The organism is Streptomyces xanthii (assembly GCF_014621695.1).
GTDB lineage: Bacteria > Actinomycetota > Actinomycetes > Streptomycetales > Streptomycetaceae > Streptomyces > Streptomyces xanthii.
The window spans coordinates 6444144-6460325 of sequence record NZ_CP061281.1 but is presented as its reverse complement, the minus strand read 5'-3'; the positions used below and the strand labels follow the sequence as shown (position 1 = coordinate 6460325).

Sequence of the window (16182 nt, the reverse complement as noted above, 5' to 3'; positions counted from 1 at the left end):
GGCTCGGTGACGTCAGCCTAGGGCAACCGCCTTCACACGGGGTGTGATCGGAATACCCAACTCCAGCCGGTGTGCACTCTGTTGCTCCCGGTATCCGCCCGCTTGACTGAACTGCCTCGAAAGAGAGGCCGGCCGGGTCGTCGGCTCCCCCTCGTACAGACGACGGCCCGCGCTTGCGCCGTCCGTCCGCTCGCCTGCCCGACAACTCCTGCGGCGGGCGGACGGCGCCGATCCTGCGGCCGGCCTCAGGTCCACGGAAGGTGGTCCCACAGAGAAGGGGCGCATCCGGTGATCCGGATGCGCCCCTTCGTTCTGTCCTGTCCTGCCGCGGCGTCAGGCGCCGCGCAGCACCGCGCCCGTGCTCTCGGCCGCGTGGGCGACCGCCGCGTCACGCGCGGCGCTGGCCTCCTCGACCGTCAGCGTCCGGTCGGCGGCACGGAAGCGCAGGGCGTAGGCGAGGGACTTCTTGTCCTCGCCGAGCTGCTCCGCGTTCTCGTACACGTCGAACAGGCGGACCGCCTCGAGCAGTTCCCCGGCGCCGGTGCGCAAGGCGTCCTCGACGACCGCGGCCGGCACGTCCTTGCCGACGACGAGCGCGACGTCCTGCGTGGCCACGGGGAACGTGGAGATCCGCGGGGCCTGGAGCGCGCCGGTGGAGGCCTGCTCGACGAGGTCGAGCTCGATCTCCATCGCGCAGGTGCGCTCGGGCAGGTGCAGCGCCTTGACGACGCGCGGGTGCAGCTCACCGGCGTGGCCGACGAGCGTCTCCGTGCCGTCCACCGTCGCGTACAGCGCGGCGCAGCGGCCCGGGTGCCACGGCGCGTGCTGGTCGGCGCGGACGGTCAGCTCGACGTCGGCCTCGCGGGCGACGATCCGGGCGGACTCGACGGCGTCGGCCCAGGTGGCCGGGTAGCCCTTGCCCCACCAGCCGGCCTGCTCGCGGGCGCCCGCGAGGACGACGGCGGCGCGGCGCGGCTGACGCGGCAGCGCCGTGGTCAGCTCGGCGATCTCCTCGTCGGTGGGCCGGCGGTCGACGGGCAGCCGGACCGCCTTGTGCTCCTGGCCGGTCGGCCGGAACACCAGGCCCGTCTCGAAGAGCGCCAGGTCGTGGCTGCCGCGCCCGTCGTTGCGGCGCAGCGCGCCGAGCAGGCCCGGCAGCAGCGTCGTACGGAGCGAGGGCTCCTCGTCGGACAGCGGGTTGACCAGGTCGACGGTGACGCGGCGGGCGTCGTCCCCCTCGATGCCGAGGGCGTCGAGGGCGGCGGCGCCGATGAACGGGTAGTTCAGCGCCTCCACGTAGCCGGCGCCGGCCAGGGCGCGGCCGACGCGGCGGTGCAGCCGCTGGCGCTCGGTCAGGCCGCGGCCCGCGGGGGGCTTCGGCAGGGTCGAGGGCAGGTTCTCGTAGCCCTCGAGCCGGATGACCTCTTCGGCCAGGTCGTTCGGGTCGGTCAGGTCGGGGCGCCAGGACGGAACCGTGACGACCAGCTCGTCCTGCCCGTAGACGTCGCAGCCGACCTGCTGGAGGCGGCGCACGACGGTCTCGCGGCCGTAGGCGACGCCCGCGACCTTGTCCGGGTGGTCGGCGGGGATCGAGATGGTGCGCGGGGCACCCGGGGCGATGACCTCGGTGACGCCCTCCTCGGCGGTGCCGCCGGCGAGCAGCACCAGCAGGTCGACGACGCGCTGGGCGGCCGCGGAGGCGGCCATCGGGTCGACGCCGCGCTCGTAGCGCTTGGAGGCCTCGGAGGTCAGCTTGTGACGGCGCGCGGTGCGGGCGATGGTGATCGCGTCGAAGTGCGCGGCCTCGATGACGACGTCGGTGGTGCCGGCGTCCTCGGAGTGGTCGGCGATCTCTGTGTTGGCGCCGCCCATCACGCCGGCGAGGCCGATGGGGCCGCGCTCGTCCGTGATGACCAGGTCCTCGGCGTCGAGGACGCGCTTGACGCCGTCGAGCGTGGTGAGCTTCTCGCCCTGCGTGGCGCGGCGCACCCCGATCGTGCCCTGGACGAGGGAACGGTCGTAGGCGTGCAGCGGCTGGCCGAGCTCGAGCATCACGTAGTTCGTGACGTCGACGGCGAGCGAGATCGGGCGCATGCCGGCCTTCTGCAGGCGGCGCTGCAGCCAGATCGGCGAGCGGGCCTCGGGGCTCAGACCGGTGACGGTGCGCGCGGTGAAGCGGTCGCAGCCGATCGGGTCGGAGACCTGGACCGGGTAGCCCTGCGCGTTGGGCGCGGGGACGTCAAGGAGCGCCGGGTCGCGCAGCGGGAGCCCGTACGCGATGGCGGTCTCGCGGGCGATGCCGCGCAGGGACAGGCAGTAGCCGCGGTCCGGGGTGACGGCGATGTCGAGGACCTCGTCGACGAGCTGGAGCAGCTCGATGGCGTCGCGGCCGACCTCGGTCTCCGGCGGCAGCACGATGATGCCGTGCGTGCCGTCGTCGCCCATGCCCAGCTCGTCGGTGGAGCAGATCATGCCGTACGAGGTCCTGCCGTACGTCTTGCGCGCGGCGATCGCGAAGCCGCCGGGCAGCTCGGCGCCGGGCAGCACGACGACGACCTTGTCGCCGGCCTGGAAGTTCCGGGCGCCGCAGACGATCTCCTGGGGCTCACCGGTGCCGTTGGCCTGGCCGACGTCGACGGTGCAGAATCGGATCGGCTTCTTGAAGCCCTCGAGCTCCTCGATGGTCAGCACCTGGCCCACCACGAGGGGGCCCTTGATGTCCGCGCCGAGCTGCTCCACGGTCTCGACCTCGAGGCCGACCTGGACCAGCTTCTCCTGTACGTCGCGACCGGTCTCGGTGGCCGGCAGGTCGACGTACTCCCGCAGCCAAGAAAGCGGGACCCGCATCAGATCTCCATCCCGAACGGCCGGGTGAACCGGACGTCACCCTCGACCATGTCTCGCATGTCTTCCACGTTGTGGCGGAACATCAGCATCCGCTCGATGCCGAACCCGAAGGCGAAGCCGCTGTACTTCTCGGGGTCGACGCCGCAGGCCACGAGGACCCGCGGGTTGACCATGCCGCAGCCGCCCAGCTCGATCCAGCCCTCGCTGCCGCAGGTGCGGCACGGACGGTCCGGGTTGCCGACGGACGCGCCGCGGCACACGTAGCAGACCATGTCCATCTCGGCGGACGGCTCGGTGAACGGGAAGTAGTTGGGGCGCAGCCGGGTCTTCATGTCGGCGCCGAACAGCGCCTGGACCATGTGGTCCAGGGTGCCCTTCAGGTCGGCCATGGTGAGGCCCTCGTCCACGGCGAGCAGCTCGATCTGGTGGAAGACCGGGGTGTGCGTGGCGTCCAGCTCGTCGGTGCGGAAGACCCGGCCGGGGCAGACCACGTACACGGGCGGCTCGCGGTCGAGCAGCGTGCGGGCCTGGACGGGCGAGGTGTGGGTGCGCAGCACGACACCGGACTCGTCGCCGACCGTCTTCGCGCGGCCCTCGGGGCCGGCGACGAAGAACGTGTCCTGCATCTGCCGGGCCGGGTGGTCGGGCGTGAAGTTCAGGGCGTCGAAGTTGAACCACTCCGCCTCGACCTCGGGGCCCTCCGCGATCTCGTACCCCATGGACACGAACACGTCGGCGACGCGCTCCATCATGGTGGTGAGCGGGTGCCGGGCGCCCTCGGGCACGCGGTCGTAGGGCAGCGTGACGTCCACGGCCTCCTCGACCAGGACGCGCGCGTCGCGCTCGGCCTCCAGCTCGGCCTGGCGGGCGGCGAGGCCCCGGCCGACGGCGGCGCGGGCCTGCCCGACGAGCTTTCCGGCCGCGGCCTTGGCCTGCGGCGGCAGCGCGCCGATCTCGCGGTTGGCGAGCGACAGCGGCGAGGTGCCGCCCGCGTGCGCGACCTTGGCCTCCTGAAGCGCCTCGAGCGAGTCCGCGGCGGCGAAGGCGGCGAGCGCCTCGTCCCGCACGCGCTCGATCTCTTCCGGTTTCAGTGCCTCGACCTCGACAGGGTCGTACGACTTGTTCGGTGCCGACATCTCTTCCCGTGCTTCCGATTGGCTGGCGGATGGCCCCGTCTGCGACGCGTCCCTGTCTTTGGGACGAACCGTCTCTGATCTGGAGACGCAATGTGCCAAAGGACGAGTCTAGCGGGGGTGAGGTGGGTGACTGCGCCCGTGGGGCCGGTCTGCTCAGGCGTTGAGATACGCCGGCGTGGCCACGGGCAGCATAAATCGGAACCGGGCGCCGCCGCCGGGCGCGCGCCCGACCGTGATCGAACCCCCGTGGGCTTCGACGATGCCCTTCACGATGTACAGGCCGAGCCCCGTGCCGCCGCGCTTGCTGCCCCGCCAGAAGCGGGTGAAGACGCGGTTCATGGACTCCTCCGGGATGCCGGGCCCTTCGTCGCTCACGGTGACCGACGCTCCGACCGGGTCGGTGGGCTCGACGTCAATGGTGACGGTTCCCTCGCCGTGGCGCACCGCGTTTTCCAGGAGATTGCTGAGCACCTGGTCGACCTTGTCGGGATCCGCCCACACCTTGGGCAGCGGCTGGGTGACCCGGAGCAGGAACCGGTCGGCGGGCCGGCCGGAGGCGACGTGGGCCTGGATGTGCCGGGAGACGGCGGCCGCCACGTCGACGGGCTGGCGGCGCACCTCCAGCCGACCGGAGTCGATGCGGGAGATGTCGAGGAGCTCGGCGATCAGTCGCGTCACGCGGTTGGCGTCGGCGTCGACGGTCTCGAGCATGAGCCGCTTCTGCTCGTCGGTGAACCGCTCCCACTTCGCGAGCAGCGTCGCGGTGAACCCCTTCACGGAGGTGAGCGGGGAGCGCAGTTCGTGGGCGACCGTGGCGATCAGCTCGGCGTGGCTGCGCTCGGTGCGGCGCCGGGCCTCGGTGTCGCGGATCGAGACGACGACCCGGCGCACGGGCCCGGTGGGGCGGCTGCGCACGTACCGGGCGGTGACGAGGACCTCGCGGCCGCCGGGCAGCAGCAGGTTCCGCTCGGGCTGGCCGACCCGGATGGCGAGTCCGCCGTACGGGTCGGTGAGCTGCCACCAGCGCCGGCCCTCCAGGTCCTCCAGCGGCAGCGCGCGCTCGAGCGGGGCGCCCAGGGCGCGCTCGGCGGGGACGGCGGTGATGCGCTCGGCGGCGGCGTTGAAGCAGACGACACGGCCGCTCTCGTCGGCGACGACGAGTCCGTCGGAGAGGTCGTCGGGGTCCAGGCCGAGTCCCGCGGGGTCGCTCGCCCGCGCGGGCCTGCTGGTGCGGACTGTCATCTCCCCGTACCCCACCTCTCGAAACGGCGCAGTGGGCCCCGAGTCCGTCACCCTACTAGCTGGACGTGACGGACCGGCACCCTCCGGGCGCGCGCTGTGCCCGCGCGGACGCGTACAGGCACACGGCGGCGGCCGTCGCGAGGTTGAGGCTCTCGGCCTTGCCGTGGATCGGGACGCGTACGACGGCGTCGGCGAGGGAGCGGGTCTCCTCGGGCAGGCCCCAGGCCTCGTTGCCGAAGACCCAGGCGGTCGGGGTGCCCATGGTGCCCTGGTCGAGCTCGTCGTCGAGGTCGTCGTCCCCGGCGCCGTCGGCGGCGAGGATGCGCACGCCGGCGGCCTTGAGTCCGGCGACGGCCTGTTCGACGGGGACGCCGACGGCGACCGGCAGGTGGAACAGGGAGCCGACCGAGGCGCGGACGGCCTTCGGGTTGTAGAGGTCGACGGAGGCGTCGGTGAGGATCACGGCCTCGGCGCCTGCGGCGTCGGCGCAGCGCAGCACGGTGCCGGCGTTCCCGGGGTCGCGGACGTGGGCGAGGACGGCGACGAGCCGGGGCCGGGCGGCGAGGATCTCCTCGAAGGGGGTGTCCAGGAAGCGGCAGACGCCGACGAGGCCCTGCGGGGTGACGGTGGTGGAGATGTCGGCGATGACGCTCTCGTCGGCGAGGTGCACCCGGGCGCCGGCGGCGCGGGCCTCACCCACGATGTCGGCGTAGCGCTCGGCGGCGTCGACGGTCGTGAACATCTCGACGAGCCCGCCGTGCGCGGCGGCCTCCCGTACGGCCTGCGGCCCCTCGGCGAGGAACAACCGCTCCTTCCCCCGGAAGTTCCGCTTCCCGAGCCGCCGGGCGGCGGAGACACGGGGCGACTTGGGAGAGATCAGTTCGGGGGCAACCATGAGACTCACCTTGAGAAGGACGCCCCTGAAAGGGGCGCGGGGAACTGCGCGACCAGCCACATACAACGTGCACGCGGCAGACGAGAGAACACGGCAGACGGGCTGCCGAACGCACTCGGACCCGCAAGCGCTCGGCTTGCGGGTCCGAATGTCACGTCCGGCTCAGCGGAACGCTCAGGCGGCGGCCTTCGGCGCGTTCACGTCGGCCGGGAGGGCCTTCTGCGCAACCTCGACCAGCGCGGCGAACGCGTTGATGTCGTTGACGGCCAGCTCCGCGAGGATCTTGCGGTCCACCTCGATGTTGGCGGCCTTCAGACCCTGGATGAGGCGGTTGTACGTCATGCCGTTCTGGCGGGCAGCGGCGTTGATGCGCTGGATCCACAGCTGACGGAAGTCGCCCTTGCGCTTCTTGCGGTCGTTGTAGTTGTAGACCAGGGAGTGGGTGACCTGCTCCTTGGCCTTGCGGTACAGACGCGAACGCTGACCGCGGTAACCGCTGGCCTGCTCGAGGATCGCCCGACGCTTCTTGTGCGCGTTCACCGCGCGCTTGACGCGTGCCACTTTGTAACTCCTTGTAGCGGGGCCGGGGTTGTCTTCACCCGACCCGAATTCGAATAGGTCCCGGTCAGTCGACGCTCAGGGTGCTCAGCACCCGAGCATCACTTGCCGAGAAGCTTCTTGATCTTCGCGGCGTCGCCCGGGGCCATCTCGGCGTTGCCGGTGAGGCGACGCGTCACGCGGGACGACTTGTGCTCGAGCAGGTGGCGCTTGCCGGCGCGCTCACGGAGCACCTTGCCGGAGCCGGTGATCTTGAAGCGCTTGCTGGCACCGCTGTGCGACTTGTTCTTCGGCATAGCGCCGTTCTCTCCTCGTCAGTGGCGCTCCCGGCCGGTCCGTGCCAGAGGCCCGGACCGGCCGTGGGGGAACGTCAGTTGTGTCAGTTGGTATCCGGGGCGCACGGGCTGTGCGCCGGCGGATCATGCCTCGGCAGGTGCCTCGGCGGGGGCTTCGACGTCGGCCTGGGCCTCGGTCTCAGCCGCGTTCTGCGACTTGCCCGGGTTGGCCTTCGCGTCGGCCTTGCGTGCGGCCTGCGCCTCACGGGCCTCGGCCATCGCCTCGGTCTTCTTCTTGTGCGGACCGAGAACCATGATCATGTTTCGGCCGTCCTGCTTCGGGTTCGACTCGACGAATCCGAGGTCCTGGACGTCCTCCGCGAGGCGCTGCAGCAGTCGGTAGCCGAGCTCCGGCCGGGACTGCTCGCGACCACGGAACATGATCGTGATCTTGACCTTGTCGCCCTGCTTGAGGAACCGGACGACGTGACCCTTCTTGGTGTCATAGTCGTGCGGGTCGATCTTCGGCCGGAGCTTCATCTCCTTGATGACCGTGTGCGCCTGGTTCTTGCGCGCCTCACGGGCCTTCATGGCCGACTCGTACTTGAACTTCCCGTAGTCCATGAGCTTGCAGACGGGCGGACGGGCGTTCGCCGCCACCTCGACGAGGTCGAGGTCGTACTCCTGAGCAAGCTCAAGGGCCTTGGCAAGCGGAACAATCCCGACCTGCTCGCCGCTGGGACCGACAAGTCGCACTTCGGGAACGCGAATCCGGTCGTTGATGCGGGGCTCGGCGCTGATGGATCCTCCTCGGTAGCACCACACGACGGTCTGGCGGACCGCCGCGTAACGTCTGTTACGTAAGTACCAACCGCGCCGAGACACAGAAAATGCCCCGGACGGTACACAGGCGGGGCTCCAAGACTTACCGGAACACCGCCACGGCGGACCGCGGGGCGCTGTTCGGACGGCTCCATCGTCCGTACGGAACGATGGTGGCCGTCTGACCGGTGACCCGCCGCCCTGAGGGCGGCCAGGTGGGAGATCGGAGCCTCCACTTGTGGGCCGGTCACCTGGTCGCGAGGACGTGGGCATCCGGCCGGTCGTCACACAAGGTTAGCAGCACTTGGGCGGTGCTCCCAACCGGGTGCGCGGCGCGAGGCCGGCCGCGGTCCGCATATCGTGGAGCCCATGAGTGACGCGACCCCCGCTGCTGCCCCCGACGCCCCCGACACGCCCGACTACGACGCCCTGACCCGCGACATCGCGGAGGTGCCCGCCGTCGAGGTCATCGTGACGGTCGCGGTGAACCTGATGAGCGCCGCCGCGGTGAAGCTGGGCCTCACCGAGGAGGGCGACGCCCACAAGGACCTCGACGAGGCGCGGAAGCTGGTCTCCGCTCTCGCCGGTCTGCTCGACGCGAGCGCCACGGAGATCAGCTCGTTCCACGCGGCTCCGCTGCGGGACGGCCTGAAGTCGCTGCAGCTCGCCTTCCGCGAGGCCTCGATCGTGCCGGACGAGCCGGGCCAGGGCCCGGGCGAGAAGTACACGGGCGCCGTCTACGGATAACGGACAGCGGACAGCGGCGCGCGCTCCTCAGGGGCGCGTGTACAAGGGCTCGCCGGAGGGCGCGGTCCCGGCCGGCAGCAGTGCCAGGTCGAGGCCGCCCACCAGGCGGGCCCTCAGTGTTTCGTCGGCGGCGATGCGCGCGGCGAGCGAGCGGGCGGTGGCCTGGACGTCGGCGTCCGCGTCGAGCACGAGGGCGAGGGTGCCGTCGGTGCCGGCGGAGGGACCGGGGCCCAGGTGGGCCCGGGCGATCGCGGGCTCGGCGGCGACCGCGGCGCGCACCGCCTCCACGACCGCCGGGTCGGCCAGCGGGTCCGTGTCGGTGCGTCCCTCGGCGAGGGCGTACAGGGCGGAGCCCGTCAGCTCGTACGGGACCGGGCCGGCGAGATCGATGACGACGGTGTCGGCCTTCTCGTGGGCGGCGGCCTGGAGCGCCTGGTGCAGCGGTACGGCGACGGGGCGGGCGGCGGGGTCCCACAGAGCGAGGGACGCGGTCGAGGTGAAGGCGGGCAGCGCCTTGCGGTCGCCGGCCTTCAGGGTCGGGACGGCCATGTCACTGGTCTTCTCGCGGCGGAGCCCGTTCTCGTCCTCCTCGACCTCGCCGAGCACGGCCACGATGGGCACGAGCAGCCGGGCGTCCTTGAGGGCGGCCAGGACGGGGCCGTGCGCGCTGCGGTCGGCCGACCAGGCGGCCAGGGCCTCGGCGAGACGCGGGTCCGCGGAGCCGTCGTCGTCGGAGTAGCCGGGGTCGGGAATGTTCTTGTTCGCCACGTTCACCGACCCTACCGAGCGGGTCCCGGCCGCACCTCGGCGGACCCTGGCACCGGGCCGGCGCTACCGTCTGCGTCATGGACTCCGCCCTCGCCGCAGCCGTGGCCCCCGTCGTCGAGGGGCACGACGGGCGGCTGTCGGTCGCGGTGCTCGACACGGTGAGCGGCAGATCGGCCGCGTACGCGCCGGACGGCGGCACCTACGACACGGCGAGCGTCGTGAAGCTCGGCGTGCTGTGCGCGCTGCTGCTGAGCGCGCAGGACGCGGGGCGCGAGCTGACCGCCGGGGAGCGGGCGCGGGCCGCCGCGATGATCGAGCGCAGTGACAACGAGGCGACGAGCGAGCTCTGGGACGCCCTGGGGCGGGCGGAGGCGCTGGACGCGGCGCACGCGCGGCTGGGGCTGACCGGGACGACGGGCGGGGCCGGGCCGCTGTGGGGGCTGACGCGGACGACGGCCGCCGATCAGGTCGCGCTGCTCCGGCAGGTGTTCGGGGTCGGCGAGGGGCTGGTCCTGAGCGCCGCTTCGCGGTCCTGTGTCCGGGAGTTGATGGGCCGGGTCGTGGCCGGGCAGGCGTGGGGCGTGTCGGCGGCCGGCGCCGCCGAGCTGAAGAACGGCTGGCTGCCGCGCAGCACGACGGGGTTGTGGGTCGTGAACAGCGTCGGGCGGGTGAGGGCGGACGGGGTGCGCGCTCTGGTGGCCGTGCTGTCGGACGGGAGCCCGACCATGGACGCCGGGGTCGCGCTCGTGGAGGCGGTGGCGCGGGCGGCGGTGGGGGTCGTGGTCAGCGGCGGCGGTTGAGGCGGTGGCCTCGCCAGAGGTAGACGGCTGTGCCGAGCAGGAGGACGCCGAGGCCGCCCGCGACCGGGCCGGCCCACGCGGTGCTCGCCGTGTCGTCCGGGTCGTCGGGGCCCGGGCCGAAGTACCGGTCGCCGTACCCGGCCGGGGTGAGGCCCTTCGGCTTGAGCTTCGCGCCGGCACGGATCGCGGCGGCCGGGTCGACGAGGCCGTAGCCGCGCGAGTCGTCGCGGCCGCCCGCCGGGGGGTTCTGGGCGGTGTCCTCGAGGAGCTTCTTGATCTGGGCGGGGTCCAGGCCGGGGTGTGCGGCGCGGACCAGGGCGACGGCGCCGGAGACGAACGCGGAGGCGGCGCTGGTGCCCCAGGCCGAGTAGTACTTGCGGTCGGGGTCGGCGGTGACGATGTTGCGGCCGGGGGCGGCGACGGTGGCGTACCAGCGGCGGGTGGAGAACGAGGCGCGGGTGCCGGAGGAGTCGACGGCGGTGGCGGTGATGACGCCCGGGTAGGCGGCCGGGTAGGAGATGTGGTCGCCCTTCTCGCCGCCGTTGCCCGCGGAGGCCACGACGGAGACGCCCTTCTTCAGCGCGTACTGGACGGCGGCGTCCTCGTCGGCCTCGGGGTGGGCGGTGTCGGAGTCGTCGCCCAGGGAGAGGTTGATGACGTCGGCGCCGTGGTCGACGGCCCAGCGGATGCCCCGGGCGAGGGCGTCGCCGCGGGTCTCGCGGGCCTTGGCGCGTGCCGGGTCGCCGTCCTCCAGGATGACCCGCACGGGCAGGATCTTCGCCTCGGGGGCGACACCGACGACACCGTCGCCGTCGTCCTCGCCGTGCCCGTGACCGGCGATGACGCCGGCTATGGCGGTGCCGTGGCGGGCCCAGGGGCGGTCGCCGCGCTCGGCGCCGAAGCCGACGAGGTCCTTGCCGGTGAGGACGTTGCCCTCGAGGTCGGGGTGGCGGGCGTCGACGCCCGTGTCGAGGACGGCGACCGTGATGCCCTTGCCCTTGGTGGTGCGCCAGGCCTCCTGGGTGTGCATCGCGGCGAGGCCCCACTGCTGGGCGCGGACCGCGTCGGCGTGCGCGACGGTCGACGGGACCAGGGCGACGGTCGCCGCGGTGGCGGTGACGAGGGCGATCCGGTGGGCGCGGCGGGTCATGACGGCTGCTCCGTGGACTTCTGTACGGCCTTGCGCAGGCCGCGCTCGATCCGGTCGGCGACGCCCTGGGCCTCGTGGCCGAGTCCGGCCTGGGCGGGGGCGGTCGTGGCGCCCTGCTTCATGGCCTCGGCGGCGGGCTGCGGGTCGGCGACGGTGCGGCCGTCGGCGAAGCCGGAGACGGCGTAGACGACGACCGGGGCGTCGGTGAGGACATTGATCGTCCAGGAGGCGCGCTGGGCGTCGCCGAAGCGGGCGGCGGCGGTGCCCTCGGCGGCGTAGGGGCGGGGCATGAGGTCGTCGCGGCGGTCCAGACCCTGCTCGGTGAACCGGGTGCGCAGCGCCTGGGTGGCCTCGGCGTCGGCCTTGGTGAAGAGCAGGCCGACCGTGGTGACGCTGCTCTGGGTGGCGTCGACGTACGTGGCGCGCAGCAGGCGCAGGCAGCCGGCGGAGCGCAGGGCCTTGTGGAGCAGCGGGTCGAGGGCCTTGGCGCAGCCGCTGTCGGGGGCGACGGCGATGCGGGTCCAGGTGCGGTCGGAGCCGCCGGGGCCCGCGCCCTCGCCCTTGAGCGTGCGCGGGAAGAGGCGGTCGACGGGGACGCTGTGCCACAGGGCGGCGGCGTCGTGGTACGCGGTCTGCGCGGACACGGCGGGGCTGTCGTCCTCGCCGGTCAGCAGGAAGCCGGTGGTGGCGCCGCCGAGCAGGCCCACGCCGAGCACGAGGCAGGCCGCGGCGGCGGCCGCGCGGGGCGCGATGCGGTGGGTCAGGTGGCCGAGCGGGCGCAGCCGCGTGGTGCGGTCGTCGTACTGGGGCGGCGGGGGTGGCGAGGCGACGAAGGGGCGGCCCGCGGTGGCGGGGTCCGGGGTGAGATCGACACGGCCCGGGGCTCGGCGGGGTGGGGGCGGGGTGTGCGGGCCCGTGCCCGGGTGGGGCGGGATCGGGCGCAGGCGGGTGGTGGTCTCGGTCGCGGGGGCCTCCGGCGGGAGCGGGACCGACTTCGCGCCGTGGGTGGGGGCAGCGGGCGCGGCGCCGTCCCGGCCGGTCGCGCCCCCGGCGCTGCCCGTGCCCGGTGCCGGCTGCGGAGGGGCGTCCGGGAAGCGGGAGGACGGGGTGGGGGGCGGGGGCGTCACCGGGCGCTTCGGGGCGTCGTCCGGGAAGCGGGAGGAGGCGGTGGGGGGTGGGGGCGTCGGGGGCAACGGAGGGACCGTCGCGGGGGTTGGGCAGGGCGTGGCGGGACGCGCCGGGCTTCCGTGCTCATGCCTCCCCGTTTCGTCAGCCTGCGTGCGCGTCACTCTAACGGGCCAGGGCAGGTCAGCGGTTCCCCAGGCGGCGGGCTCGGCCGATCTGCCCGGATCGTCCCTCTACCCTGCGGTAATCAGGTCTGGCAGGCTTCGGTCATGACACCGCGCGCCGCCGACCGGGCCCGCTTCGACCGGGCCACCGCACACCTCGACGCCCCCGTGGCGATCGTCGACCTGGACGCCTTCGACGCCAACGCCGAGGACCTGGTCCGGCGGGCGGCGGGCAAGCCGGTCCGGGTGGCGAGCAAGTCCGTACGGTGCCGGGCGCTGCTGGAGCGGGTGCTGGCCAAGGACGGGTTCGCCGGGGTCATGTCGTTCACGCTGGCCGAGTCGGTCTGGCTCGCGCGCTCCGGTGTCGAGGACGTGCTGCTCGCGTACCCGTCGGCGGACCGGAGCGGTTTCGCGGAGCTCGCGCACGACCCGAAGCTGGCCGGCGCGGTCACGGTGATGGTCGACGACCCGGCGCAGCTGAAGCTGATCGACGCGGCACGCGACGGCGGCCGCGAGGAGATCCGGGTGTGCCTGGAGCTCGACACGTCGTGGCGGGTGCTGGGCGGGCGGGTCCGGATCGGCGCGCTGCGCTCTCCGCTGCGTACGCCGGAGCATCTCGCCGAGCTGGCCCGTGCGGTGGACCGGCGGCCCGGTTTCCGGCTGGTCGGCCTGATGGCGTACGAGGGGCACGTGGCCGGGGTCGGGGACGCGGTCGCGGGGCGGCCGGTGCGGTCGCGGGCGATCCGGCTGATGCAGGCGGCGGCGCGCAAGGAGCTGGTGGTGCGCCGGGCCGAGGTGGTCCGGGCGGTGCGCGCGGTGGTGCCGGACCTGGAGTTCGTGAACGGGGGCGGCACGGGCAGCGTGCAGCACACGGCGGCCGAGGACGCGGTGACGGAGATCGCGGCCGGGTCGGGGCTCTACGTGCCGCGGCTCTTCGACAACTACACGTCGTTCAGCGCGCGTCCCGCCGCGCTGTTCGCCCAGCCCGTGGTGCGCCGGCCCGGGGTCGGCGTGGTGACCGTGCTCGGCGGCGGCTATCCGGCCTCGGGCGCGGCGGGCGCGGACCGGCTGCCGGTGCCGTATCTGCCGGAGGGGCTGCGCTACGACGCGCAGGAGGGGCCGGGCGAGGTGCAGACGCCGCTGCTCGGCGCGGCGGCCGACGACCTGCTGATCGGCGACAAGGTGTGGTTCCGGCACGCGAAGGCCGGTGAGCTGTGCGAGCGGTTCGAGGTGCTGCACCTGGTGTCCGGGGACACGGTCACGGAGACGGTGCCGACGTACCGCGGCGAGGGCTACACGTTCCTGTAGCCCTCCGGGTGCCTACCGGCTCGGGCCGACGGTGCTGCCCACTCCCCCGCCGCCGGTGCCGTCGACCGCGCGGATGCCCTTGACGATCTTGTCGAGGTCGGTGAGCGGCGGGGACTCGGAGCTGACGTCGAGGGTGCAGCGGACCGCGACGAGCGCCTCGGAGCCGGAGCTGGACGGGAAGACCACGGACTGGACGTAGCCTCCGGCGCCCTCGGCGGTCGTGACCTTCCAGCGCACGAGCCAGCCCGCGCGCCCGGCGACCCCGATCTGCCGGGACGCCACGACCTTGTGGCCGGTCATGCCGCCGAAGGGGCGCCGCCCGATGGAGTCGGTGTCGTAGGCGCGGTCGGCGGCGTCCTTCACGTCGTCCTTGGCGAGGGCCTCGGGGTCGGTCTCGTCGGTGCCGGTGACGGTGTGCGTGGAGACGGTGCCGCGGCGGCACATGCCCTGGTCGAACGGGCAGTCGTAGGTGTCCGGCGTGGTGATGAACGTGTAGTCGTCGGCGACGTACTCGGCCTTCTGCCAGCCGTCGAGGACGGGCAGCGTGATGCCGTTGAGCTCGTCGGTGACGCGTGAGGGGTCGTCACTGCGCGAGGGCGCCGGGGCGCTGCTCGCGGCCTCGGAGGACTGCGGCGGCGCGGAGGGCTGCGCGGACGAGGGCGCCGTACGCGTCTTGGGGTCCTCCTCGTCGCCTCCGAGGGCGACGATGCCGCCGGCGACGATCGCGGTGACGAGGGCGACCCCGGCGGCGATCACGGCCACGAGCTTGCCGCGCCCGCCGGCGGAGGACGGCGGCCCCACGGGTGCGGGCGGGGACGGCGGGGGCCCCTGCGGGGCCGGCTGCCTGCGGTGCTGGGTCCACGCGGCCCCGTCCCACCAGCGCTCGGTGGACGGGGCCTTGGGATCCGGGTACCAGCCCGGCGGCGGCGTCATGCTCATCCCGGCACTCTAAAGTGCCGCCTTGATGATCAGTACTCCGTCACCCCTCAGTACGCGGAGTCGGCCTGATCCGGCACCGTCGTGCCGTCCTCGCGCAGGAGCGGGCCGAAGCCGCCCTCGGGACGGTTCCAGGCCGCCGTGGAGCACGGGTAGGTGCCGGACTTGCGCGGCAGCGGCTCGATGAACATCGGGTTGGCGACCCAGCGTCCGTCGGCGTTGTCGTAGGCGCGGCACATGATCTCGTTCTTGTTCCGGTTCAGGACGAGGTGCGCGCCGGTGGCGTCGCCGACGAAGGTGACGTCGGTGTCGGCGTCGCCGCCGCCGAGGGCGATGCGCTTGCCCCAGCGCTGCTTCTCCCAGGCGGCCTTCCCCTTGATGTGGAAGATGTCCTGGTTGATCCAGCAGCGCTTGCCGTCGATGTACGGGATGGCCTCGCCCTTGTTGATCGGGACGCCGCCGCAGCCCTCGTTGTACGGGGTGATGCGGCCGCGCTCGTCGAGGACGGAGCGGATGGCGATGGTGTGCGCGCGGTCGATGCCGACGCCCTTCGACCACACCTCGGTGACCGGTTCCGAGCCGGCGGAGACGATGTACACGTCGAACCCGGCGCGCTGGAGCGTGCGGATGAGGTCGCGCTGCTGCTCGTAGTAGCGGACGTAGCCGGGGATGGTGTGGGTGCCGAGCTTCTGGGTGGCGCCGACGGGTGCGGCGAGGGCCTCCTCACGGGCGGCGGCCGCGTAGGACTCGAGCTCGGGGACAGTGTGTCCCGCGAAGAGCTGCGGGACCCAGGCGTACTGGGGCACGGTGCGGCGGTGGTTCCACTCTCCGGCGAAGGCGGCGGCGCCGCTCATCGTCTTCCCCGACTCACGGATGTTGAAGATCTCGTCCGTGCAGTCGGTGTCGGTGGAGGTGGGCAGCGGGGCGCCGACGGGGACGGCGGTGCCGCAGGCGGCGGTGAGCGCGCGGTCGGCCTCGTCGGTCATCCAGCGGCTGGTGTCCTTCCAGCGGCCGGGGCGCAGGATCTTGTCGTGCTTCAGCGACCAGGCGATGGTCGCGTCGGTGACGTCGTTCTTGGAGACGGTGTTGTCCCAGTCGAACGCGGCGACGGGGCGCGGGCCGCGGTGGCCCGCGCAGGTGCCGCGCTCGTCGATCACGCGCTGGAGCTTCGCCCGGTTGTCCCCGTACCAGGGGAGCTCCTGCGACAGCTGCGGGCAGTGCCGGGCGGTCGTGGGGGTGGTGGGTGCGGACGTGGCGGCGGCCGCGGGGGTGGTCAGGGTCGCGGCCGCCATGAGTGCGGCGGCCGCGGCCGAAGTCCACGCGGCAACATGTCTGTTACGCATGCGAGTGGACCGTACATCAACCTCCGCGGCCTGTTGAGGGGGCGCACGGAGCGTGTTGCGAAGGCT

15 protein-coding genes are annotated in these 16182 nt (G+C 73.2%); 3 read left to right on the top strand and 12 right to left on the bottom strand.

Annotated features, from left to right (window positions below):
* Window positions 1-333 precede the first annotated feature (333 nt).
* The 7 genes from pheT to infC all read right to left on the bottom strand — a co-directional run bounded on the left by pheT (window position 334) and on the right by infC (window position 7778).
* Complete coding sequence (pheT, locus tag IAG42_RS29130; protein ID WP_188339933.1) at window positions 334-2847, bottom strand: phenylalanine--tRNA ligase subunit beta; 2514 nt, start codon at window positions 2845-2847, stop codon at window positions 334-336.
* Window positions 2847-3983 (bottom strand): phenylalanine--tRNA ligase subunit alpha, encoded by a 1137-nt coding sequence (pheS, locus tag IAG42_RS29125; protein ID WP_188339932.1) that lies wholly within the window; start codon window positions 3981-3983, stop codon window positions 2847-2849. Before pheS ends, pheT begins: the two co-directional genes overlap by 1 nt.
* A gap of 153 nt (window positions 3984-4136) precedes the next feature.
* Window positions 4137-5225, bottom strand: coding sequence for a sensor histidine kinase (locus tag IAG42_RS29120; protein WP_188339931.1), 1089 nt, complete (start codon window positions 5223-5225; stop codon window positions 4137-4139).
* 55 nt (window positions 5226-5280) lie between these two features.
* A complete protein-coding gene (locus IAG42_RS29115) occupies window positions 5281-6120 on the bottom strand; it encodes a TrmH family RNA methyltransferase (RefSeq protein WP_188339930.1) in 840 nt (279 codons plus the stop codon).
* 174 nt (window positions 6121-6294) lie between these two features.
* On the bottom strand, window positions 6295-6681 hold the full coding sequence (gene rplT / locus IAG42_RS29110; protein ID WP_030493496.1) for a 50S ribosomal protein L20: 387 nt from the start codon (window positions 6679-6681) through the stop codon (window positions 6295-6297).
* A 98-nt stretch (window positions 6682-6779) separates the two neighbouring features.
* Window positions 6780-6974, bottom strand: coding sequence for a 50S ribosomal protein L35 (gene rpmI / locus IAG42_RS29105; RefSeq protein ID WP_003977225.1), 195 nt, complete (start codon window positions 6972-6974; stop codon window positions 6780-6782).
* A 123-nt stretch (window positions 6975-7097) separates the two neighbouring features.
* Window positions 7098-7778: a translation initiation factor IF-3 gene (gene infC, locus IAG42_RS29100; RefSeq protein ID WP_188341663.1), complete on the bottom strand. Its 681-nt coding sequence runs from the start codon at window positions 7776-7778 to the stop codon at window positions 7098-7100.
* Between the two features lie 366 nt (window positions 7779-8144).
* Here infC and IAG42_RS29095 point away from each other — a divergent pair, with 366 nt between their 5' ends.
* Window positions 8145-8522 (top strand): DUF1844 domain-containing protein, encoded by a 378-nt coding sequence (locus IAG42_RS29095; RefSeq protein WP_188339929.1) that lies wholly within the window; start codon window positions 8145-8147, stop codon window positions 8520-8522.
* Between the two features lie 27 nt (window positions 8523-8549).
* On the opposite strand, the gene IAG42_RS29090 is transcribed toward IAG42_RS29095, so the two are convergent.
* The gene (locus IAG42_RS29090; RefSeq protein ID WP_188339928.1) at window positions 8550-9290 is read right to left on the bottom strand and encodes an SseB family protein; all 741 of its coding nucleotides are present in this window, start codon (window positions 9288-9290) and stop codon (window positions 8550-8552) included.
* A 77-nt stretch (window positions 9291-9367) separates the two neighbouring features.
* On the opposite strand from IAG42_RS29090, the gene IAG42_RS29085 reads away from it, so the two are divergent.
* Entirely contained in the window at window positions 9368-10090 is a 723-nt protein-coding gene (locus IAG42_RS29085) for a serine hydrolase (protein ID WP_188339927.1), read from the top strand.
* Here the strand turns inward: IAG42_RS29085 and mycP are convergent.
* A complete protein-coding gene (mycP, locus tag IAG42_RS29080; protein ID WP_188339926.1) occupies window positions 10074-11240 on the bottom strand; it encodes a type VII secretion-associated serine protease mycosin in 1167 nt (388 codons plus the stop codon). The two genes, IAG42_RS29085 and mycP, sit on opposite strands and share 17 nt — an antisense overlap.
* On the bottom strand, window positions 11237-12367 hold the full coding sequence (locus IAG42_RS29075; protein WP_223206200.1) for a hypothetical protein: 1131 nt from the start codon (window positions 12365-12367) through the stop codon (window positions 11237-11239). Before IAG42_RS29075 ends, mycP begins: the two co-directional genes overlap by 4 nt.
* A 267-nt stretch (window positions 12368-12634) precedes the next feature.
* Here IAG42_RS29075 and IAG42_RS29070 point away from each other — a divergent pair, with 267 nt between their 5' ends.
* Window positions 12635-13837 (top strand): amino acid deaminase/aldolase, encoded by a 1203-nt coding sequence (locus tag IAG42_RS29070; protein WP_188339925.1) that lies wholly within the window; start codon window positions 12635-12637, stop codon window positions 13835-13837.
* 12 nt (window positions 13838-13849) lie between these two features.
* Here IAG42_RS29070 and IAG42_RS29065 read toward each other — a convergent pair whose 3' ends face one another.
* A complete protein-coding gene (locus tag IAG42_RS29065; protein ID WP_188339924.1) occupies window positions 13850-14776 on the bottom strand; it encodes a DUF2510 domain-containing protein in 927 nt (308 codons plus the stop codon).
* 47 nt (window positions 14777-14823) lie between these two features.
* A complete protein-coding gene (locus tag IAG42_RS29060; RefSeq protein WP_188339923.1) occupies window positions 14824-16116 on the bottom strand; it encodes an HAD family hydrolase in 1293 nt (430 codons plus the stop codon).
* Window positions 16117-16182 lie beyond the last annotated feature (66 nt).

Coding starts and splice junctions, on each gene's coding strand:
- pheT (WP_188339933.1), bottom strand. CDS start 2,847: ATGCGGGTCCCGCTTTCTTGGCTGCGGGAGTACGTCGACCTGCCGGCC.
- pheS (WP_188339932.1), bottom strand. CDS start 3,983: ATGTCGGCACCGAACAAGTCGTACGACCCTGTCGAGGTCGAGGCACTG.
- IAG42_RS29120 (WP_188339931.1), bottom strand. CDS start 5,225: ATGACAGTCCGCACCAGCAGGCCCGCGCGGGCGAGCGACCCCGCGGGA.
- IAG42_RS29115 (WP_188339930.1), bottom strand. CDS start 6,120: ATGGTTGCCCCCGAACTGATCTCTCCCAAGTCGCCCCGTGTCTCCGCC.
- rpmI (WP_003977225.1), bottom strand. CDS start 6,974: ATGCCGAAGAACAAGTCGCACAGCGGTGCCAGCAAGCGCTTCAAGATC.
- IAG42_RS29095 (WP_188339929.1), top strand. CDS start 8,145: ATGAGTGACGCGACCCCCGCTGCTGCCCCCGACGCCCCCGACACGCCC.
- IAG42_RS29085 (WP_188339927.1), top strand. CDS start 9,368: ATGGACTCCGCCCTCGCCGCAGCCGTGGCCCCCGTCGTCGAGGGGCAC.
- mycP (WP_188339926.1), bottom strand. CDS start 11,240: ATGACCCGCCGCGCCCACCGGATCGCCCTCGTCACCGCCACCGCGGCG.
- IAG42_RS29070 (WP_188339925.1), top strand. CDS start 12,635: ATGACACCGCGCGCCGCCGACCGGGCCCGCTTCGACCGGGCCACCGCA.
- IAG42_RS29065 (WP_188339924.1), bottom strand. CDS start 14,776: ATGAGCATGACGCCGCCGCCGGGCTGGTACCCGGATCCCAAGGCCCCG.
- IAG42_RS29060 (WP_188339923.1), bottom strand. CDS start 16,116: ATGCGTAACAGACATGTTGCCGCGTGGACTTCGGCCGCGGCCGCCGCA.